Below are 20,176 nucleotides of genomic sequence, written 5' to 3' on the forward strand. Positions count from 1 at the left end.
GGAGAACGCCATGACCGAAGACCTCGCGGTCGCCGCACCGGCCCCCGCCACCGTCACCGACCCGCGGGCGGGCAGCTTCCGCGTCGATGCCCACCACGGCGAGATCCTGCAAGGCGTGTTCGCCGCCGGCGACCGGCTGCGCCGCGGGCTCGTCACGTTGCCCTGCCCGCTCTACAGCACCCGCGCCACCTTCCTGCCGACCGAGGACACCGGCACGACCGTGCGGCCCGCGTGGCGCACCAAGGCCCGCCGCGCCGCCGACCTGACCCTGGCCCGGCTCGGGCACCCGGTGCCGGGCGGGCTGCTCGACCTCACCAGTGACATCCCGCTCTGCCGCGGCTTCGGCTCGTCGACGGCGGACGTGACGTCGGCGATCGGCGCGGTCCTCGCCGCGACCGGCCGCGACCTGCCCCCGGCCGAGGTCGGCGCGCTGGCCGTGGAAGCCGAAACCGCGTCGGACTCGCTGATGTACGGCGGCCGGGCGGTGCTCTTCGCCCACCGGGAAGGCGAGCCGATCGAGGACCTCGGCGAGCTGATGCCGCTGGCCGTGCTGGGCTTCGGCACCAGCCCCGGCGGCCGCGGCGTCGACACGCTCGAACTCACGCCCGCGCGCTACACGTCGTGGGAGATCGAGGCGTTCCGCCCGCTGCGCGGCCTGCTGCGCCGGGCCGTGGCCGACGGCGACGCGGGCCTGCTCGGCCGCGTCGCCACCGCCAGCACCCTGCTCAACCAGCGCCACCTGCCCGTGCCGGGGCTGGACGACATCCTCGCCGTCGCCCGCGCGGCCGGGGCCGTCGGCGTGCAGGTCGCCCACAGCGGCGACGTCGCCGGCCTGCTCTTCGACGCGACCGACGCCGAAACCCCGGCGCGGCTGGAGTTCGCCGCGACCCGGCTCGACGTGACCGAAACCTGGCAGTTCGCAACCGAGAGGTGAGTCCGATGACCCTTGCCGCCCCCGTCAGCCGGTCCGTCGTGGAGGCGACCGAGCTGCCCCGGATCATCCGGATCCGGCCCAACTTCCACGTCGCCGCCTTCGGCCTGATGAAGCTGCTGCCCGCCCGGTTCATGCTCGACCGCGCCGAGGAACGCGGCGAAGTCGGTCCCGGCACGACCGTGCTCGAGACGTCGTCGGGCACGTTCGGCCTCGGCCTCGCGATGGTCTGCCGGCTGCGTGGCTACCCGCTCACGATCGTCGGCGACCCGGCCATCGACGCCCCGCTCAAGCGCCGTCTCGAACACCTCGGCGCGCGCGTCGAGATCTGCCCGAAGCCCAGCCCGGTCGGCGGCTACCAGCGCGCGCGGCTGGACCGGCTCGAGGAGCTGCGTGCCGAGTACCCGAACCACTGGGTGCCCGGCCAGTACAGCAATCCCGACAACCCGCGGTCCTACGCGCTGGTGGCCGAGCAGCTCGCCGAGACGATCGGCGTGCCCGACTGCCTGGTCGGCGCGGTCGGCTCCGGCGGCTCGACGTCCGGCACGAGCTCGTTCCTGCGCATGCTCGTCCCGGAGATGACGCTCATCGGCGTCGACACCCAGCGCAGCGCCATCTTCGGCCAGCCGGACGGCCCGCGAATGCTGCGCGGGCTCGGCAACAGCCTGGTGCCGGCCAACGTCGACCACTCGAGCTACGACCAGGTGCACTGGATCGGCGCGGCGGAGGCGTTCGCCGCGACGCGTGACCTGTACGCGCGCCACTGCCTGTTCATGGGCCCGACCAGCGGCGCGTCCTTCAAGGTCGCCGACTGGTTCGCGCGCCGGAACCCGGACGCGACGGTCGTCGCGCTGCTGCCGGACGAGGGCTACCGCTACCAGGACACGGTGTACTCCGACGAGTGGCTGCGCGCGCAGGGACTGGCCCACGCGGGCGCGGCCGAGCCGTACGAGGTCGTCGCGCCGACCGAGCCGGGTGGCTCGTGGACGTGGCTGAACTGGGGCCGCCGCGCGCTGGCCGACGCGTCGTGACGCGCACGCTGCTGCTCGTCGAGAGCAACACGACCGGCACCGGGCGGCTGTTCGCGCGGCAGGCCCGGGAGCTGGGGTTCGAGCCGGTGCTGGCCGCGGCCGACCCTTCGCGGTACCCGTACGCGGCCGAAGACGGCGTCCGCGTCGTCCGGTGCGACACGGCCGACGCGTGCGCGGTGCTGGCTGCCGACGTCGGCGAGCCCGCCGGGGTGACGAGCAGTTCGGAGTACTTCATCCCGGTCGCGGCGCGGATCGCGGCCAAGCTGGGGCTGCCCGGTCCGGACCCGGTCGCGGTGACCGACTGCCGGAACAAGGCGCACCAGCGGGCGGTCCTCGGCGCGCCGTGCACAGTGGCGACCTCGGTTTCGGAAGCGGTCGAGGCGGCGGTCGAGTTCCCGGTCGTGCTCAAGCCGGCCGAAGGCTCGGGCAGCGTCGGCGTGCTGCGGTGCGAGACGCCGGAGGCGGTGGCCACTCAGGCGGCGGCGCTGCTTTCGGTGACGCACAACGAACGCGGGCTGCCGGTGCCACCGCAGGTGCTGGTGGAGCCGTACGCGAGCGGGCCGGAGTACTCGGTGGAGCTGTTCGGCGACGTCGTGGTCGCGGTGGTGCGCAAGCACCTGGGCCCGGCGCCGTTCTTCGTCGAAGTCGGCCACGACGTCCCGGCGGCGTTGCCCCCGGCGGACGAGACGGCGCTGATCGACACGGCCCGGTCGGCGGTGACGGCGCTGGGGCTGGGCTTCGGCGCGGCGCACGTCGAGATCCGGCTGACCCCGTCCGGGCCCTGGCTGATGGAGGTCAACCCGCGCCCGGCGGGCGGCATGATCCCGGAGCTGGTCCGCGCGGCGACGGGCGTCGACCTGGTCGCCGCGCAGGTTGCGGCGGTGCTCGGGCTGCCGCCGGAGCTGCGGGCGTCCCGGCGGGCGTGTGCGTCGCTGCGGTTCCTGACGGCCACCGCCACCTCGGTGCTCTCGGCCGGGGATGCGGCGGCGAAGGCGTCGGCGGTGCCGGGAGTGGCCGAGGCGCGGATCTCCCGCCCGGACGGCACCCTCGTCCGTCCGGCGCGGGACTACCGCGACCGGGCGGGATACGTGCTCGCGGTGGCCGACCGCCCCCGCGGCGCCCGAGCGGCCGCGGCCGCCGGTCTCGACCGGCTGCGCGCGGCTTTGGTCCCGGAAGGAGCCCGCCGATGACCCTGCGGTTCCTCATCGTCACCGTGGCGCAGACCGACCGTTCGCGCGACGAACGGGAAGAAGACCGTCCCGACCCCCACCCGGACACCCCGGAAGGAGCACCTCGATGACCATCGCCCCAGGCGGGACCGGCCGGCTCACCAGCCCCATCTCCGCCGCGGCCAGGGAAATCCTCTTCGACCGCGACACCGCCCCCACGCCCGACCCGGTCGCGGCCGAGCTCGGGCTGATCAGCCAGGTCGACCGCGCCCACGTCGTCATGCTCGCCGAACGCGGCATCGTCGAGCCGGGGCCCGCGGCCGAGCTCCTGCGCGGCATCGAAACCCTGCGCGCCCAGCGGTTCGCGCCGCTGCACGACGTCCCCGCGCCGCGCGGCCGGTACCTCGCCTACGAATCCCACCTGATCGACACGCTCGGCGCCGAAGTCGGCGGCGTCCTCCACAGTGGACGGTCGCGCAACGACCTCAACGCCACCGTCGTCCGGCTCCGGCTGCGTGCCCCGCACGAACGGCTGCTCGCCGAATGCGACGCCCTCGGCCACGCGCTGCTGGCGCGGGCTCGCCGCTGGGCCGAGGTCACCATGCCCGCCTACACCCACCACCAGCCCGCGGTGCCGATCACCTACGGCCACTACCTCGCCGGGGTGGCGAGCGCGCTCGTCCGGGACGTCGACGGCGTGTGGCAGGCCGGGGCCGAGCTGGACCAGAACCCGCTCGGCGCGGGCGCGGTCGGCGGCACGTCACTGCCGGTCGACCAGCGGCGCACCACCGCGCTGCTCGGGTTCGCCGCTCCGCTGGCGAACTCGCTGCACGCCGTCGCCTCGCGGGACCTGGTGCTGCGGCAGCTGTCCGCGGCCACCGTGCTCGGCGTGCTGCTCTGCCGCGTCTCGCACGACTTCCAGGCGTGGACCAGCGCCGAGGCCGGGCTGCTGCGGCTCGCCGACGACGTCGTCGGGTCGAGCTCGATGATGCCGCAGAAGCGGAATCCGTTCCTGCTGGAGCACGTCCAAGGCCGGGCGCTGGCCCCGCTCGGCGCGTTCACCGCGTCGGCGGGCGCGATGGCGACCGCGCGGTTCACCAACGCCATCGCGGTCGGCACCGAAGCCGTCGCGCCGGCGTGGTCGGCCCTGGAAGCGGCGACCGACGCCGTCGTCCTGCTGCGGCTGGTGGTCGAAGGCGCCGAACCGGTGCCGGAACGGATGTACGAGCGCGCGGTCGACGGCCAGACCGCCGCCACCCACCTTGCGGAACGGCTCGTCGACGCCGGTGTCCCGTTCCGGCAGGCGCACCACGACGTCGGCGCGATCGCGAAGGAGGCGCTGGCTTCCGGGCTCGCCCTGCACGAGGTCGCCCGCGTCCGGCTCGCCGGGCAGCCGCCGCACGTCCTCGCCGCGCTGGACCCGGCCGAAGTCGCGCAGCACGCGTCCCACGGCGGCGGCCCGGCGCGGGAGTCCGTGCTCGCCGCCGTGACCGAAGCCGAGACGGCGTTCGCCCGCATCCGGGCCGCCGCCGACGAACGCCGCTGGCGCTGGAGCCAGGCCGAAATCGGCCTGGACGACGCCGTCCGCACCCTCATCCGCTGAGCAGCAAGGAGCCTGTCATGACCACTTTCGCCGACGACCTCGCCACCCTCCGTCCGGACACCGCGCCCGCCCAGGGCACGTACGTCGAGCTCCGCAGCGACACCTTCACCCTGCCGACGCCCACGATGCTGGAGGCCGCGGCGCGTGCCCCGCTCGGCGACGACGTCTACGGCGAGGACCCGACCGTGGACCGGCTCGAGCAGCTGTCCGCCGAGCTGCTCGGCAAGCAGGCCGGCTGCCTGATGCCGAGCGGCACGATGGCCAACCTCACCGCGCTGCTGGCGCACTGCCCGCGTGGCGGCAAGGCGATCGTCGGGCACGAGTCCGATGTGTACGTCTACGAAGCGGGCGGGGCGTCGCTGTGCGGCGGCATCGTCTACGACCCGCTGCCCAACCTGCCCGACGGCACGATCGACCCGGCGGCGATCGCCGAAGCGTGCGCGGTGGACCGCAGCGATCCGCAGATCGCGCCGCCGGCGGTGCTCAGCCTGGAGACGCCGCAGAACCGCTGCGGTGGGCTGCCGTTGCAGCTGGACTACCTGAGTGAGGTGTCCCGGCTGATCCGCTCGCACGGCGTCGCCCTCCACCTCGACGGCGCGCGGCTGTTCAACGCGGCGGTGGCGCTGGGTGTCAGCGCGGCCGAGGTGGCCAAGCACGCGGACACCGTGCAGATCTGTCTGTCGAAGGGCCTGTGCGCGCCGATCGGCTCGGTGCTGGTGGGCGACCGCGTGACGATCGCGGCGGCCCGCCGCATGCGCAAGATGCTCGGTGGAGGCATGCGCCAGGCGGGCATGATCGCGGCGTGCGGCATCGTGGCGCTGACGGAGATGACCGAGCGCCTGGCCGACGACCACGCCCGCGCGGCCCGCCTGGCCCGCGGCCTGTCCCGCATCCCGGGCGTCCGGCTGGACCCGGGGCCGCCCCTGACGAACATGGTGTTCTTCAAGGTCCGCGACGACCGCTACACGACCCGGACCCTGATCGAGGCGGCCCGCCGCCGGGGCATCCGGGTGGAGGAGCTGGGCCACGACCGCATCCGCGCGGTGACCCACGCGGGAGTGGACGACGACGCGGTCGACCGCGCGGTCTCGGTCTTCGGGGATCTTCTCGGGCACGACGCCCTGGTGCGGTGACGACCGGCGGCCGGGCCGTGGTGGTCCGGCCGCCGTTCCGGCGAGTGGGTGGTCTTGTGCTGCGCCGCCACTTCGGTAGCCGAGGTTGCGCGGGCGCCGGGCTGCTTGAGCGGGTGGCTGGTCGGTGTGTGCGCTTGGGCCGCTTGAGCGGGGGAGGCTGCTCGGGCCGGCATGTCCGCGAGCGGGCGTGCCCGGCTCGGGTGGGGCGGTCGCTGGGCCAGCCGGTCGCACGACCGTCGGCGGCGGATGCCCGCGGGCATCGGCTGCTCGGGCGAGCGGCCAGTCCGTGAGCGGGCTTGCGCGGCTTGGGCGTTGCCGCCGCTGGGCCACGCGGCCGCACCAGCGCCGCCTCGGCTCACTCCGGGCGGATCGGCACCTTCGCGCCGTCACGGAGGAACACCGGGATCCGCTCGGCCGGGGCGTCCGCCTCGATCGTCACGCCGCCGTCGTGCCGGGCGCCGGTCACCGCGTCCGTCCACGACGCACCTCCCGGCAGGTACACCTGCCGGGAGGTGACCTCCGGCGACAAAACCGGCGCCACCAGCAGGTCCGGGCCGAGCAGGAACTGGTCCTCGACCTCCCAAGAAAATCCATCAGCCGGAAAATCCACGAACAGCGGCCGCATCGGTGGCACGCCCTGCTCGTGCGCCGCCCGCATCTGGGCCATCAGGTACGGCCGCAGCCGCTCGCGCAGCCGCAAGGCCGCCGTGATCGCAGTCAGCGCGGCAGAGCCGAACGACCAGACCTCGTTGGGCCCGCCGGTCATCGACGGGCCGAACGCCGGCCGCGGGTCGCGGAAGCCGTGCAGGCGGAACAGCGGGCAGAACACGCCGTACTGGAACCAGCGGACCAACAGCTCGCGGTACGCCTCCGACGCCGGGTCGCCGCCGTGGAAGCCGCCGATGTCCGTGGTCCACCACGGGATGCCCGCCACCGCCACGTTCAGCCCGGCCCGGACCTGCGTCCGCAGCGACTCCCACGTCGCGGCGACGTCGCCCGACCAGAGCGCCGCCCCGAACCGCTGGCTGCCCGCCCACGCCGAGCGGGACAGCAGCACCACCTCGTCGTCGCCCTCGGCGCGGATGCCGTCGTGGAACGCCTGCGCGTTCGCCTGCGGGTAGAGGTTGAACACCTCCGCGCCCGGGCCGGCGTGAAACCCCAGGTTGTGCGGGTGCCCGGGCTGGATCTCCGGCTCGTCGCCGTCCAGCCACCACGCCCGCACGCCCAGGTCGTAGTAGTTCTCCTTGACCTTGCCCCACACGAACCGCCGTGCCGCCGGGTTCGTCGCGTCGTAGAACGCCACCGGCATCTCGACGTCGAACCCCTTGTCCTTCCACGGCGCGTGCGCCGGGACGCCGCTTTCGGCGGCCACCAGCAGACCCCGCTCGTGCAGCTCGCGGTAGTTCGCCGACAGCGGGCTGACCGACGGCCACACCGACACCATCAGCTTGACGCCGAGCTCCGCCAGCGAGCGCACCAGCCCGGCCGGGTCCGGCCACTCGGCCGGGTCGAAGCGCCAGTCGCCGAGGTGGGTCCAGTGGAAGAAGTCCGCGACGATCACCGACAGCGGCAACCCGCGCTCGTGGTACTCCCGCGCGACCGCCAGCAGCTCCTCCTGCGTCCGGTAGCGCAGCTTCGACTGCCAGAACCCGGCCGCCCACTCCGGCAGCATCGGGACGTGGCCGGTCGCGTCGGCGTAGTGGCCGAGGATCTCGCGCGGACCGTCGCCGGTGGTGATCCAGTAGTCGAGCTGGCGGGCGTCGTCGGCCACCCAGCGGGTGCCGTTGCCGGCCAGCTCGACCCGGCCGACCGCGGGGCTGTTCCACAGGAACCCGTAGCCGCGGTTCGACAGCAGGAACGGCACCGACACCTCGGCGTTGCGCTGCACCAGGTCGAGCACGAGGCCCTTCTGGTCGAGCCGGCCGTGGGTGTGCTGGCCGAGGCCGTAGATCCGCTCGCCGTCGTAGGCGGTGAACCGCTGCTCGAGCCGGCCGTAGCCGTTGCGCGAAGGCATGAACAGCCGCGCGCCCGGCCACCAGAAGTGCGCGCGCTGCTCGGCCAGCAGCTCCTCGCCGGTGCCGGTCCGGACGAACCGCAGCTGCGCGTCGATCCCGGTGTCGGTGTCGGCGATCTCGACGATCGCGGTGAGCGCCCCGTTCACGACGCGACCCGACCGTGCCGAGGCCGTCGCGGACGCGGCCGACGGCTTCGCGGGCAGCAGTGCGCCCGGCACGTCGTCGAGAATGCGGTGGCGTCCCGCGCGCACCCGCAGGCTGTCGGCGCCCCACGGCTCGACGCGCAGCACCTCGTGCCGCACGGTCACTTCGAGCGAGCGGCCGTCTTCGGTCGTGGCGATCACGCGGTCTCCTTAGTCTTTGACGGCGCCGCTGGTCAGCCCGGCGACGACGTACCGCTGGGCGACGACGAGCAGGACGGCCGCGGGGACCGCGGCGAGGACGGCGGTGGCCATGATCCCGTTCCAGTCGGCCGACTGGTTGCCGACGAACCGGTAGATGCCCACCGTGATGGGCTCGAACGACTGCCCGGTGGTGAGGGTGACGGCGAACAGGAAGTCCGCCCAGGCGAACAGGAACGCGAACAGCCCGGCGGTCACCAGCGCGTTGCGGCTGACCGGCAGGATGATCGAGAAGAACGTCCGCCAGTACCCCGCGCCGTCCACTCGGGACGCTTCGGTGAGCTCCCGCGGCACGGAGATCATGAAGGCACGCAGCAGGAGCACGGCGAACGGGATCGTCGCGGTGGAGTCGGCGAGCACCAGCCCGAGGTAGCTGTCGATCAGCCCGAGGTTGCTGAACACGGTGTAGAGCGCGTTCGCCATCACGATGCCCGGGATCAGCTGCACGATGAGCAGCACGAACACCAGCACCGGCCCGCCGCGCACCCTCAGCTGGGCCAGCGCGTAGGACGCCGGCGCGGCGACCAGCAGCGACACGACCACCGTGCCGAGGGCGACGACGACGCTGGAGAGCAGGTGCGGTCCCTGGGAGGACAACGCCTTGCGATAGCCGTCCAGCGTGCCGTCGACGGGGAAGAACGCGGGGTCCGGGCGCAGCAGCGCGCCGCTGGGCTGCAGCGACGCGTTGACCATCCAGAACAGCGGGAACAGCAGCACCGCGACGATCAGGACGCCGAAGACCGTGCGGGCCTTCATGCCGCGGCCTCGGCCAGCGTCGCCTTCGCCGAGCGCAGGTAGAGCAACCCGAACAGCGTCGCCACCAGGATGAGGACGTTGCCGACCGCCGCGCCCTGCCCGAACGCGAAGTCCTGGAACGACAGCCGGTAGGACCACGTCGTGAGCGTCTGGGTCGCGTTGGCCGGGCCGCCGCCGGTGACGACCATGATCACGTCGAACACCTTGATCGTGTAGACCAGCCCGAGCATCAGCACGATCCCGGTGACCGGCCGCAGCAGTGGCCAGGTGACGTGCCGGAACCGCTGCCACGCGTTCGCGCCGTCCAGCGAAGCGGCCTCGTAGAGCGACGCGGGGATCGCGCGCAGCCCGCCGTGCAGGATGACCAGGTTGAACGGGATGCCGATCCAGATGTTGGTCAGGATCACCGCCGGCAGCGCCCAGCTCGTGCTGCTCAGCCACGGCACCGCGTCGAACCCCAGGAACCGCAGGCCCGCGTTGAGCACGCCGTGGTCCTGGTCGAACATCCACCGCCAGACCGCGCCGCTCACCACGAGCGGCAGCAGCCACGGCAGCAGGAGCAGCGACCGCAGCAGCGCGCTGCCCAGGAAGCGGCCGTTGAAGAAGACCGCCAGCGCCAGGCCGATGCCGAACTGGAAGAAGAGCGACCCGGCGGTGAACAGGACGGTGTTGAGCGCCGCGGTGCCGAACAGCGGGTTGCCGACCACGGCCGTGTAGTTGGCGAGGCCGACGAACGGCGCTTCGCCGGTGTAGAAGGACTTCACCGTGTAGTTCTGCGTGCTCATCACGACGTTCGCGGCGAGCGGGTAGCCGAAGAACACCACGATGTAGGCCAGTGCCGGGAGCAGGAACAGCCACGCGGCGAACCGGTTGTCCCGCCGGGGCTTCCGGCCGGCGCGCGGGGACGCCGCGACGGCCGGAGCGGCCAGCGTCACGAGCCGGCCGCCTGCTGGGCGGCCTTGAGCGCCTGGTCGGCCGGCTGCTTCCCGGTCAGCGACGCCTGGATCGCGTCGGCCAGCGCCTGCGAAACCTTCGGGTACTTCTCGCCGAGCTCGGCGGTGCGGGAGCGGGCCGAGCCGACCTCGTCGACGAACGCCTGCATCGCGGGCTGCTGCGTGCCGAACTTCGCCGCGGTGGCCGTCTTCGACGGGATGTAGGCGTGCGCCTTGCTCCACTCGAGCATCGTCGGCTCGGACAGGACGCAGGAGAGCACCTTCCCGGCCGCCTGCTGGGCCGGGCCGCTGGTGACCGGCACGGTGCCGACTTCACCGCCGAGCGCGACCACGGGCTTCGCGCCGGCCTGCGGCACCGGGATCGGGACGACGCCGTAGTGCAGGGACTTCTGCTCGTCGAGCCGGGCCAGGTTCCAGGAGCCGTTCACCATCATCGCCGCGTTGCCCGCGACGAACTGGTCGGCGACGTCGTTCTGGTTCCACGTCACCACCGACTTCGACGCGGAGCCGGAGTTCACCAGGTCGGTCACGAACCGAAGCGCTTGCACGGACGCCGCGGAGTCCACTTGGGACAGTTCGGCGCCGTTGCTCCAGAAGAACGGCAGGAACTGCCAGGTGCCTTCTTCGGACGGGATCGCCGAAAAGGCCAGGCCGTACTTGCCGTCCTTGGTGAGCTTCGCCGCGGCGGCCTTCAGCTCGTCCCACGTCTTCGGCGGCTGGACCCCGGCCGCGGTGAGGAGGTCCTTGTTGTAGATCAGCGCGAGGCCGTTGACGCCGGGCGCGACCCCGTAGACCTTGCCCTGGTAGGTCCCGGCCTTGACGATGCTTTCGTAGTAGCCGTCGGTGGTGATGCCGTAGCTGTCCAACGGGGTCAGCGCGCCGGTCGCGGCGACCTGCTGCACCGTCGGGTTGTCGGTGAAGAGCAGGTTCGGCAGTGTCTTCGAACTCGCGCCCTGGAGGACCTTCGGCAGCATCTGCGCGGTCGGCACGGTCTGGCGCTGGATCTTGATCCCGGTCTGCGCCGCGCAGGTGTCGAGGATCTTCTGCCACGCCGCGGAACCCTGCTCGTCGGCGTAGTAGTCGAGCTCGGTGATCGACGAGGCGGGCGCGGCCCCTTCGCCGCTCGGCGGGGTGCTGGGGCTGGGGCTGCACGCGGCGAGCAACGTGGCGCTCGCGGCCAGGATCAGGGCGCGACGGGGTAGGGACATGGTGATCCTCCTTCGACGCTGGAGCGAAAAGCGGTCAAGCGCGGGGCGCGGCGGTGCTGTCGCGCCGGGTGAGACGAGGTCCGAGGAGCCGGACCTCCGGGGTGGTGTGGCCGGCGAGCCGGCGCATGGTCATCTCGACGGCCTGCGCCCCGACCTCCTCGGCGGGGATGGCGACCGTGGTCAGCGCGACCGGGTGCTGCTCGGCCATGCTGTCCGGGCAGACCGCGACGACCGAGACGTCCTCGGGCACCCGCAGGCCGCGGTGGCGCAGGTCCGACAGCAGCCCGGGCAGCACCGCCTCGTTGTGCACGACCAGGCCGGTCAGGTCCGGGTCGGCGGCGAACAGGTCGTCGAGGCAGGCGCTGACCGCTTCGTAGGAGTGGGCACACGGCCGGTTCGCCGCCCGGACGTCCCGGCTCTTCGCGGCGTCGTCGAACCCGCGCAGGAACCGCGTCGCGTAGCTCGTGCCGCGCCGGTAGACGGCGGGGGAGGGGCCGATCAGCGCGACCGAGCGGTGGCCGAGGTCGGCCAGGTGCGTGACGCACGCCGAGCCGGCGGCGGTGAAGTCCAGGTCCACGCAGCTCAGCCCGGCCGGGTGGTCGGGCACGCCGATGAGCACCACCGGCAGGTCGAGCGCGATGAGCATCGGCACCCGCGGGTCGGCGGCTTCGACGTCCATCACCATCAGCGCGTCGGCGATCGCCGACGACGCCACCCGCTGCAGCGCGGCGGGGCCTTCGTCCTTGGTGAGCAGCAGCAGGTCGTGGTCGTACGCGCGGGCCGCGGTGACCGCCGAGGCGACGAACTCCATCACCACGGCCACGTTGAGGTCCGTGCGCAGCGGCACGACCAGCGCCAGCACGTTCGTCTTGCTGCTGGCGAGCGCGCGGGCCCCGGCGTGCGGGTGGTAGCCGAGCTTGCGGATACTCTCTTCCACCAACCGGCGGGTCTTCGGCGAGATCGAGCGCTTGCCGCTGATCACGTACGACACCGTGCTGGGGGCCACCCCCGCCGCGCTGGCGACGTCGTTGATCGTGACCACGGGCGGCCTCCTGGGGACGGGGCGGGAGAACAGCGTCGAAGCGCATCGACGATGGCAAGAAGGTAAGTGACACCCGCCCGAAACACAAGCCGGATTTGCCGTCCGGAGATATTCGATTCGCATTCGACGATCATCGTCGTGGTCGAAACTGTCGAACGTCGCTGATGACACGTCTTCCCGCAGCTCAGCCCGCAGATTTCGGCTCGACCCGGAGTTCCTGGGTGCGCTCCCAGGAAGCCTTGACCGGGCGCTCACACGGCTGTAATAGTCGTCACCATCCTCACCTTCGACGCGAATGTTCCGCGCCGCGCCGTCGAAACGATTCGACGAATCCGGGAGGCTCTCCGTGCACCGGTCCCCGCTCCGCCGTGCCCTCGTGCCACTGGTCGCCGCGACGCTGCTGCTGGCGCCCGCGCCGGCGCTCGCGGCCCCGCCACCGCCGTTCCGCGACCCGGCGTTGCCCCTGGCGACGCGGATCGACGACCTGCTGTCCCGGTTGACCGCGGACGAGAAGGTGTCGCTGCTGCACCAGTACGAGCCGGCCATCCCGCGGCTGGGCATCGGCGTGTTCAAGACCGGCACCGAAGCCCTGCACGGCGTCGCGTGGTCGACCGACTACGACGACAACGGCGCCGTCGTCAAAGCGGACGGCACGGTGTTCCCGCAGGCCATCGGCCTGGCGTCGACCTGGGACCCCGCGCTGGTCAAGCAGGTCGGCTCGGCCGTCGGACAGGAGGCGCGCGGCTTCAACGCGCGCAACCCGACGCTGTGGGGGCTCAACCTGTGGGCACCGGTGGTCAACCTGCTGCGCGACCCGCGCTGGGGCCGCAACGAAGAGGGCTACTCGGAGGACCCGTACCTCACCGGGCAGCTCGCGACGGCCTACGGCCACGGCATCCAGGGTGACGACCCGCGGTACCTGCAGGCCGCGCCCACGCTGAAGCACTACCTCGCCTACAACAACGAGGTCAGCCGGGACACGAGCAACTCTTCGGTGCCGCCGAAGATCCTGCACGACTACGACGAGCAGGCGTTCAAGATCCCGCTCCGAGCGGGTGCGGCCAACGGCGTCATGCCGTCGTACAACCTGGTCAACGGGCGGCCGAACACGGTGAGCCCGGACCTCGGCGGCGTACTGCGGAAGTGGGCCCCGCGGGACATCGCGGTCGTCAGCGACGCCGGGGCGCCGGCCAACCTGGTCAACTCCGAGAAGTACTACGCCACCAAGGCCGAGGCGGACGCCGCGGCGATCAAGGCAGGGCTCGACAGTTTCACCGACAACGACACCAACGGCTCGATCACCGTCGAGGCCGTCAAGGAAGCGCTGTCACGGGGGCTGCTGACCATGGCCGACGTCGAGAACGCCGACCGGCACCTGCTGTCGCTGCGGTTCCGGCTCGGCGAGTTCGACCCGCCCGGCCGGAACCCGTACGCGAAGATCACGCCCGCGGTCATCAACTCCCCGGCGCACCGGGCGCTCGCCCGGAAGGCGGCCGACGAACAGGTCGTCCTGCTGCGCAACGACGACAACGCGCTCCCGCTCGACGCGGCGAAGACGAAGAAGGTCGCGGTCGTCGGCCCGCTGTCCGACACGCTGTACGAGGACTGGTACAGCGGCGCGATGCCCTACCGCGTCACGCCGAAGCAGGGCGTCGAGGAACGGCTCGGCGCCCCGGTCGCCTCGTCCGAAGGCGTCGACCGGATCGCGCTCAAGGACCTCGCCACCGGCCGCTACCTCACCGCGCCCGCCACACCCGGCAAGGTGACCGCGGGCGGCACCACCGCGGGGCCGGCGGAGTCCTTTGACGTCTACGACTGGGGCGCGGGCAAGAACACCCTGCGCGCCGCGGCCAACGGCAGGTTCCTGAGCTACTCCGGCGGCGCGCTGGTGAACGACGCCGACCAGCCGTCCGGGTGGTTCGTGCAGCAGCAGCTGAAGCTCGACCCGCAGCCCGACGGCAGCTACGTGCTCGAATACGCCGGCAACGAGGTCACCGAGCCGTGGTTCGGCCCGAACCGGTTCGCGGTCCTCGGCGCCGACGGGGTCCTGACGATCTCCGCGCCCGACGCCGCCCACGCGACGAAGTTCGGGCGGGACGTGGTGCGCAGCGGCGTCGCCGACGCCGTCGCCGCGGCCCGAGGGGCGGACACGGCGGTGGTCGTGGTCGGCAGCATGCCGTTCATCAACGGCCGCGAGGCGAACGACCGGACGAGCACCGCCTTGGCCCCGGCGCAACGGGCGCTGATCGAGGCCGTGCACCAGGCGAACCCGCACACCGTGGTCGTGGCGGAGAACAGCTACCCGACGACCGGCTGGGACACGCTGCCGGTGCCCGGGCTCGTCTGGACCAGCCACGCCGGCCAGGAGACCGGGCACGCGGTCGCCGACGTGCTCTTCGGGGACGTGAACCCGAGCGGGCGGCTCACGCAGACCTGGTACGCCTCCGACGCGGGACTGCCGAGCATCCTGGACTACGACATCGCGAAGACCGGGCTGACCTACCAGTACTACCGCGGGAAGCCGTTGTACCCCTTCGGTTACGGGCTCGGCTACACGAGCTTCCGCTACGGCTCGGTGCGGGCCTCGCGGGTCGGCGGCGTGATCCGGGTGAGCGCCGAGGTGACGAACACCGGCGCCCGCGCCGGCACCGACGTCGTCCAGCTCTATTCGAGCGGGCCGCGGTTGCGTGACTTCTCGCGCGTGACGCTGAAGCCGCACGAGACACGGACCGTCCGGTTCGAGGTGCCGATCGCGGACCTCGCCGCGTGGGACGTCTCCCGCGACCGGTCCGTGGTGGCTGAAGGACTGTACGAGTTCTCGGTGGGGCACAACGCAGCCGACCGCACGGCGGCGCGCCCGGTCTTCGTGCCGGGGGAGCGGCCGGCACCCCGCGACCTGAGCCGGTCCACGCCCGCGCAGAACTTCGACGACTACGCCGGGACGACGTTGACGGACACGGCGAAGACGGCGGGCACGTCGGTCGCGGCGGTGGCGGGGAGCTGGCTGGCGTACCGCGACGTCGCGCTCGACGGGCCCGCCCGGTTCACCGCGTCGGTGTCCACAGTGGAGCCGTCCCGCGTCACGGTCCGGCTGGACGCACCGACCGGCCGGGTCGTGGGCACGGCGAACGTGCCGAGCTCGGGCGACCGGTACACGTACACGACGGTGACGGCCGACCTGGCGAAGGTGGCGGGCCGCCACGACGTCTACCTCACCTTCGACGGCCCGGCGAACCTGGCGACGTTCTCCCTGCGCTAGAACCAGTGCAGGCAGTGCGGGGCGCGCTCGCCGCGGAAGAGCGTGTCGGCGAGCGCGGCCGCGCCCGGGTGGTGGGCGCGGATGTGCCCGGCCCGCACCAGCGTGCTCGGGGCGATGCCGCCGAGGTAGACCGAGCCGAGGTCGCTCACGTCCAGGGAGAGGTCGGGCTCCCGGTCGGTGGGGGAGCACTCGGCCTTGCCGTCCCGCACGGACAGCAGGTAGCGGTTTTGCTCGCCGAAGAACGGGTCGCCGACGTCGAGGACCAGCTCGCCGTCGTTGAACCAGCCGCGGGCGGTCAGCGCACGCGGGACGTCCAGCAGCCGCACCCAGAGCCAGTCGGTCTCGTCGGTGACCTGGGCAGCGCGGAGGTCGGCGAGCTGCCAGCGCAGCGGGTGCCCGGGCGGACTGTGCTTGAACACCACCTGGGTGACCAGGTCGTGGTTCAGCACGAACCGCGCCAAGGACGAGTACACGGCGTCGTCGGTGGTGATCGTCTCGTCGACGGTCAGCGTGGTCTCGGGTTCGCCGAGCGAATAGCTGGCGTACCCGTCGGGGACGCCGTCGGCGTCGCGGTGGACGGCGACGTACCGCGGCGTCGGGGCGATCGGCGGCTTGCCCGCGCGGGCGGTCCACCAGCGGTGCGGCCGGGACAACGCGCCGGGCTGGGCGCGGCGGTACCGGTCGTAGATCTCTTCCAGCAGTTCGCCGCAATCGGCCCGCCGCAGGACCTCGATCGACCCGGCGCCGGCCTCGGCGTCCCCGCGTGGGGCGGCGAAGGCGGCCTGGTGCCGGCGCACGGTCAGTCGTTGGGTGGTGGTCGACGGCCCGTAGCCGAACCGGCGGTAGATCACCGCTTCGGAGGCCAGCAGCACGGCGAGGAACTCTCCACGGGCCCGCAGATCGGTGAGCTGGTGGCGCATCATCGCGGTGAGCGCGCCCCGGCGCCGGTGCGAGGGCAGGACGCCGACGGCGGTCACGCCCGCGGCCGGGACGAGCGTCTCCCCGGGCAGCGTCAGCTCGAAGGAATACGCGCCCGCGGTGCCGACGGGCCGCCCGTCCGCCACGGCGAGCAGGTTGCGGTCCATCTCCAGCGCCGAGTACCAGACCCCGCCACCGTCGTCGGACGGCGTCTCGGGGAAGCGGCCCAGCGCGGCGTGGAAGGTGGCGACGAAGGCGTCGAGGTCCTGCTCGGTGGTGGCACGGGTCTCCATCGGCCCAGTCCAGTGCCCGGGGCGGTGGTCGATCAAGTGAATTACCGCTTCCGGCCGACTCCGGCGTAGGGCAGCGCGTTGATCGCCGGGTCGTCGGACATGTCGCCGGCGCCCTCGGGGTTCCACATCGCGCAGCCGACCAGGCCCGGGTCCACCAGCTCGAAGCCCGCGAAGAAGCGCATGATCTCGTCGTGCGTGCGGGGGACCGGCTGGTTCTGCTGGTCCTGCCGGCTCTTGTAGACCTCGACGGCCTCGTCGAGCCGCTCGGACTCCGAGTCCGCCGCGACGTGCGAGACGGCGAAGTAGCTGCCCGGCGCCAGCCGGTCGCGGTAGCGGGCGACGATGCCGGCCGGGTCCCACGTGTCGGGTACGAAGTGCAGGAGCAGCAACATGAACAGCCCGGTCGGCTGGTCCGGGTCGAGCAGCCCGCGGGCGCCCTCGAAGACGTCGTTGACGTCCCGTAGGTCGGCCTGTACCACCGTGCAGTTTTCGTTGCCCTGCAACAACAACTGGCTGTGGGCGACCGCGACGGACTCGCGGTCGACGTAGACCACCCGGCACGCCGGGTCGACCTGCTGCACGATCTCGTGCAGGTTCCCTGCGGTCGGGATCCCGGAGCCGATGTCGAGGAACTGCCGGACCCCGGCGCGGACCATGAACCGCGCGGCGCGGCGCAGGAACGCGCGGTTGAGGCGGGCCGCGTCGCGCACCCCCGGCATGATCTTGAGGATCTGCTCGCCGAGCGCCCGGTCGGCGGCGAAGTTGTGGTCGCCGTCGAGCCAGAAGTCGTACACCCGCGCCGGGTTCGGCACCGTGGTGTCGATCTCCGGTGGCACCCAGCTCAGCTCGCCCGTCACCGGGACCTCCCACCCTCGCGCTCCCTTGAGGTGGGGGAGTGTAGCGCTCTCCTCCGTTCGTGTGGACTCACGATCGGGGCACTGGCCGCGCGGCTAGGGTGACCCGTCATGACGGACGCGCGTCCCGTTCCCGGCCGCTGGCCGCTGCTCGGCCACACGGTGCCCCTGCTGCGTGACCCGCTGAAGCTCTTCACTTCCCTTCCGGCGCACGGAGAAGTCGTCGAACTCCGGCTCGGGCCGCTGCCGGTGCACGTGGTCACCACGCCGGAGCTGGCGTGGCGGGTGCTGGCCACCGACGCCGACAAGTTCGACAAGGGGATCGTCTTCGACAAGATGCGCCCGCTCTTCGGCGACGGGCTGGCCACCTCGAACGGCGAGCTGAACCGCCGCCAGCGGCGGCTGGTGATGCCCGCGTTCGGGCGCAGCCGGATCGAGGGCTACGCCGAAACGACGATCACGAAGCTGGCCGAGGAGCTGGTGGGCTCCTGGCGGCCCGGCGAAGTCGTCGAGTTCGACCGGCGGATGCAGGACCTCGTGCTCACCATCGCGGGCCAGACCCTCTTCTCCACCGCCCTCGGCGAAGACGCGCTCGCCGAGATCCAGCGCTCGATCCCGGTGATGCTGAAGTACGTGCTGATCCGGGCGTTCTCCCCGAAGTTCGTGGAGAAGCTGCCCATCCCGGCGAACCGCGCGTTCGACGCCGCGGCCGCGCGCCTGCGCGCGGTCATCGGCGAAACCGTGGTCAGCGCCCGCGAACAGGGCGCCGACCACGGTGACCTGCTGTCGATGCTGCTGCTGGCCCGCGACGAGGACACCGGCGAGGGCATGTCCGACCGGCAGGTGCACGACGAGGTCATCACGATCCTCACCACCGGCGCGGAGACCACCGCCGTCGCGCTGGCCTGGTTCTTCCACGAGCTCGGGCAGCACCGGGAAGTCGAGCGGCGCTTCCACGCGGAGGTCGACGAAGTCCTCGGCGGCCGCGCCGCGCGGTTCGAGGACCTGCCGGATCTGGTGTACACGAACCAGATCGTCCACGAGATCGTCCGCCGCACGCCCCCGCTGATCCTCATGCGCCGCGCCCGCGAAGACGTCGAGCTCGGCGGCGTCCGGATCCCGGCGGGCAGCGAGGTCGCGGTCAGCCAGCACACCCTGCACCGGGACCCGCGCTGGTTCCCCGAACCGGAGCGCTTCGACCCCGGCCGCTGGGCGCCCGGCCGCACCGAGGACCTGCCGAAGGGCGCGTACATCCCGTTCGGGGCCGGCCCGCGGCTGTGCCCGGGGCACGTGTTCGCGCCGACGGAGATCGCCATCGTCGCGGCGACCATCGGCGCGCGGTGGCGGCTCGTTCCGGTGCCGGGCAAGAAAGTCCGGGCGCAGCTGAAGGCGACCATGCAGCCGAACCGGCTGCCGATGACCGTGGTGCCGCGGACCTGACGGTACCCGTTCGGCTACCGGGTGTAGTGTTCCGGAGTTCCTTCACCTGTCCGAGTCCGGAGGAGTGCGGCGTGAAGCTGCCTGTCAAGGTGACGTCGGCGTTGTTCGCCTGTGGAGTCCTGCTCGCGTCGCTGACTGCCGCGATGCCCGCCGAGGCGGCCGCGATCTCGTGTGCTGACACGGATCTGCCGGTCAGCGGCCCGGGGTTGCCGCCGCTCGTCCCGGGCGCGCCGGCGACCCTGCACGGCCGGCTGTGCCTGCCGGCCGGCTCCGCGCCGGACACCGTCCAGCTGCTCGTGCACGGCGGGACGTACAACAGCGCGTACTGGGACCTGCCCTATCAGCCGGAGCGCTACTCCTACCAGCGGGACATGGCCGCGAACGGCTACGCGACCTTCGCCGTCGACCAGCTCGGCGCCGGCCGCAGCAGTCACCCGCTGAGCTTGCCGCTGTCGGTCTGGGCGTCCGCGGAGTCCCTGCACGAGGCGGTCGGGCACCTGCGCGCGGGCCACGTCGGCGGGGTGTCGTTCGCGAAGGTCGTCATCGTCGGGCATTCGGTCGGCTCGGGCGTGGTCGCGGTCGAGGCGTCGACCTACCACGACGTCGACGGCGTGATCCTCACCGGCATCACGCACCTGCCCGCGCTGCCGGTGCTGGCGCTGGGCGCGGCGCTGGGGCTGCAGCCCGCGCTGCTCGACGGGCAGCTGAGCCGGCTGGGCAGCGACCCGCTGTACTTCACGACGAAACCGGGGGCGCGGGCCGGGCTGTTCTACGCCGCCGACGACGCCGACCCGGGCGTGATCGCCGCCGACGAGGCCACCAAGGACCAGGTTTCGGTGCCCGGGATGGGCACGGTCGCGCTGTTCGGGATCGTGCTTCCCGCGACGAAGGGAATTACCGCACCGGTTTTCCAGGTGGTGGGGGAAAAGGACGTTCTTTTCTGCGGACTGCTCGCGCTGCGTGACTGTTCGAACGCCGGAGTGTTGCACGCGCAGGAAGCGCCGTACTACGCGGACCCGTCGAAATTGTCGACGTTCGTCCTCCCGGGTGCCGGTCATTCCGTTGCGTTGCACGAAAACGCGGCTGAATACCGGAACGCCACCCGGTCGTGGCTGCGGGACCGGCTCGCCGTGGCTCCGCAGGGTTATCACTCGATTGGATGAATGCTGT

General features: G+C 72.4%; 15 protein-coding genes. 8 read left to right on the top strand and 7 right to left on the bottom strand.

The window, feature by feature from the left end; translation table 11 throughout:
* Window positions 1-10 precede the first annotated feature (10 nt).
* From M8542_RS13660 to M8542_RS13680, 5 genes are all read left to right on the top strand, one after another.
* A complete protein-coding gene (locus M8542_RS13660) occupies window positions 11-934 on the top strand; it encodes a GHMP family kinase ATP-binding protein (protein WP_257920491.1) in 924 nt (307 codons plus the stop codon).
* A gap of 5 nt (window positions 935-939) precedes the next feature.
* Window positions 940-1,962 (top strand): pyridoxal-phosphate dependent enzyme, encoded by a 1,023-nt coding sequence (locus tag M8542_RS13665; RefSeq protein WP_257920492.1) that lies wholly within the window; start codon window positions 940-942, stop codon window positions 1,960-1,962.
* Entirely contained in the window at window positions 1,959-3,152 is a 1,194-nt protein-coding gene (locus tag M8542_RS13670) for an ATP-grasp domain-containing protein (RefSeq protein ID WP_257920493.1), read from the top strand. Before M8542_RS13665 ends, M8542_RS13670 begins: the two co-directional genes overlap by 4 nt.
* 106 nt (window positions 3,153-3,258) lie before the next feature.
* On the top strand, window positions 3,259-4,734 hold the full coding sequence (locus M8542_RS13675; RefSeq protein WP_257920494.1) for an argininosuccinate lyase: 1,476 nt from the start codon (window positions 3,259-3,261) through the stop codon (window positions 4,732-4,734).
* A gap of 17 nt (window positions 4,735-4,751) precedes the next feature.
* Window positions 4,752-5,867 (top strand): GntG family PLP-dependent aldolase, encoded by a 1,116-nt coding sequence (locus M8542_RS13680; protein WP_257920495.1) that lies wholly within the window; start codon window positions 4,752-4,754, stop codon window positions 5,865-5,867.
* A gap of 355 nt (window positions 5,868-6,222) precedes the next feature.
* Here the strand turns inward: M8542_RS13680 and M8542_RS13685 are convergent, their stop codons facing one another.
* From M8542_RS13685 to M8542_RS13705, 5 genes are read right to left on the bottom strand one after another with little or no spacing between them, the layout of a single operon-like run.
* Window positions 6,223-8,226 (bottom strand): glycoside hydrolase family 31 protein, encoded by a 2,004-nt coding sequence (locus tag M8542_RS13685; RefSeq protein ID WP_257920496.1) that lies wholly within the window; start codon window positions 8,224-8,226, stop codon window positions 6,223-6,225.
* Between the two features lie 9 nt (window positions 8,227-8,235).
* The gene (locus M8542_RS13690) at window positions 8,236-9,039 is read right to left on the bottom strand and encodes a carbohydrate ABC transporter permease (protein WP_257920497.1); all 804 of its coding nucleotides are present in this window, start codon (window positions 9,037-9,039) and stop codon (window positions 8,236-8,238) included.
* The gene (locus M8542_RS13695) at window positions 9,036-9,968 is read right to left on the bottom strand and encodes a carbohydrate ABC transporter permease (protein ID WP_257920627.1); all 933 of its coding nucleotides are present in this window, start codon (window positions 9,966-9,968) and stop codon (window positions 9,036-9,038) included. Before M8542_RS13695 ends, M8542_RS13690 begins: the two co-directional genes overlap by 4 nt.
* Window positions 9,969-9,970: 2 nt before the next feature.
* Complete coding sequence (locus M8542_RS13700) at window positions 9,971-11,200, bottom strand: ABC transporter substrate-binding protein (RefSeq protein ID WP_257920498.1); 1,230 nt, start codon at window positions 11,198-11,200, stop codon at window positions 9,971-9,973.
* Between the two features lie 34 nt (window positions 11,201-11,234).
* Complete coding sequence (locus tag M8542_RS13705; RefSeq protein WP_257920499.1) at window positions 11,235-12,242, bottom strand: LacI family DNA-binding transcriptional regulator; 1,008 nt, start codon at window positions 12,240-12,242, stop codon at window positions 11,235-11,237.
* 295 nt (window positions 12,243-12,537) lie between these two features.
* Between M8542_RS13705 and M8542_RS13710 the strand changes: the two genes are divergently transcribed.
* Window positions 12,538-15,501: a glycoside hydrolase family 3 C-terminal domain-containing protein gene (locus M8542_RS13710; protein ID WP_276586410.1), complete on the top strand. Its 2,964-nt coding sequence runs from the start codon at window positions 12,538-12,540 to the stop codon at window positions 15,499-15,501.
* On the opposite strand, the gene M8542_RS13715 is transcribed toward M8542_RS13710, so the two are convergent.
* Both M8542_RS13715 and M8542_RS13720 read right to left on the bottom strand, forming a co-directional pair.
* On the bottom strand, window positions 15,498-16,712 hold the full coding sequence (locus tag M8542_RS13715) for a GNAT family N-acetyltransferase (RefSeq protein ID WP_257920501.1): 1,215 nt from the start codon (window positions 16,710-16,712) through the stop codon (window positions 15,498-15,500). The two genes, M8542_RS13710 and M8542_RS13715, sit on opposite strands and share 4 nt — an antisense overlap.
* 41 nt (window positions 16,713-16,753) lie before the next feature.
* Window positions 16,754-17,569, bottom strand: coding sequence for an SAM-dependent methyltransferase (locus tag M8542_RS13720; RefSeq protein WP_257920502.1), 816 nt, complete (start codon window positions 17,567-17,569; stop codon window positions 16,754-16,756).
* 108 nt (window positions 17,570-17,677) lie between these two features.
* Here M8542_RS13720 and M8542_RS13725 point away from each other — a divergent pair, with 108 nt between their 5' ends.
* Both M8542_RS13725 and M8542_RS13730 read left to right on the top strand, forming a co-directional pair.
* Window positions 17,678-19,006, top strand: coding sequence for a cytochrome P450 (locus tag M8542_RS13725; protein ID WP_257920503.1), 1,329 nt, complete (start codon window positions 17,678-17,680; stop codon window positions 19,004-19,006).
* 77 nt (window positions 19,007-19,083) lie between these two features.
* Entirely contained in the window at window positions 19,084-20,169 is a 1,086-nt protein-coding gene (locus M8542_RS13730) for an alpha/beta hydrolase (RefSeq protein ID WP_276586476.1), read from the top strand.
* The last annotated feature ends 7 nt before the right edge of the window (window positions 20,170-20,176 follow it).

This window comes from Amycolatopsis iheyensis, from assembly GCF_024703995.1.
GTDB lineage: Bacteria > Actinomycetota > Actinomycetes > Mycobacteriales > Pseudonocardiaceae > Amycolatopsis > Amycolatopsis iheyensis.

Coding starts and splice junctions, on each gene's coding strand:
- M8542_RS13660 (WP_257920491.1), top strand. CDS start 11: ATGACCGAAGACCTCGCGGTCGCCGCACCGGCCCCCGCCACCGTCACC.
- M8542_RS13665 (WP_257920492.1), top strand. CDS start 940: ATGACCCTTGCCGCCCCCGTCAGCCGGTCCGTCGTGGAGGCGACCGAG.
- M8542_RS13675 (WP_257920494.1), top strand. CDS start 3,259: ATGACCATCGCCCCAGGCGGGACCGGCCGGCTCACCAGCCCCATCTCC.
- M8542_RS13680 (WP_257920495.1), top strand. CDS start 4,752: ATGACCACTTTCGCCGACGACCTCGCCACCCTCCGTCCGGACACCGCG.
- M8542_RS13690 (WP_257920497.1), bottom strand. CDS start 9,039: ATGAAGGCCCGCACGGTCTTCGGCGTCCTGATCGTCGCGGTGCTGCTG.
- M8542_RS13700 (WP_257920498.1), bottom strand. CDS start 11,200: ATGTCCCTACCCCGTCGCGCCCTGATCCTGGCCGCGAGCGCCACGTTG.
- M8542_RS13710 (WP_276586410.1), top strand. CDS start 12,538: ATGTTCCGCGCCGCGCCGTCGAAACGATTCGACGAATCCGGGAGGCTC.
- M8542_RS13715 (WP_257920501.1), bottom strand. CDS start 16,712: ATGGAGACCCGTGCCACCACCGAGCAGGACCTCGACGCCTTCGTCGCC.
- M8542_RS13725 (WP_257920503.1), top strand. CDS start 17,678: ATGACGGACGCGCGTCCCGTTCCCGGCCGCTGGCCGCTGCTCGGCCAC.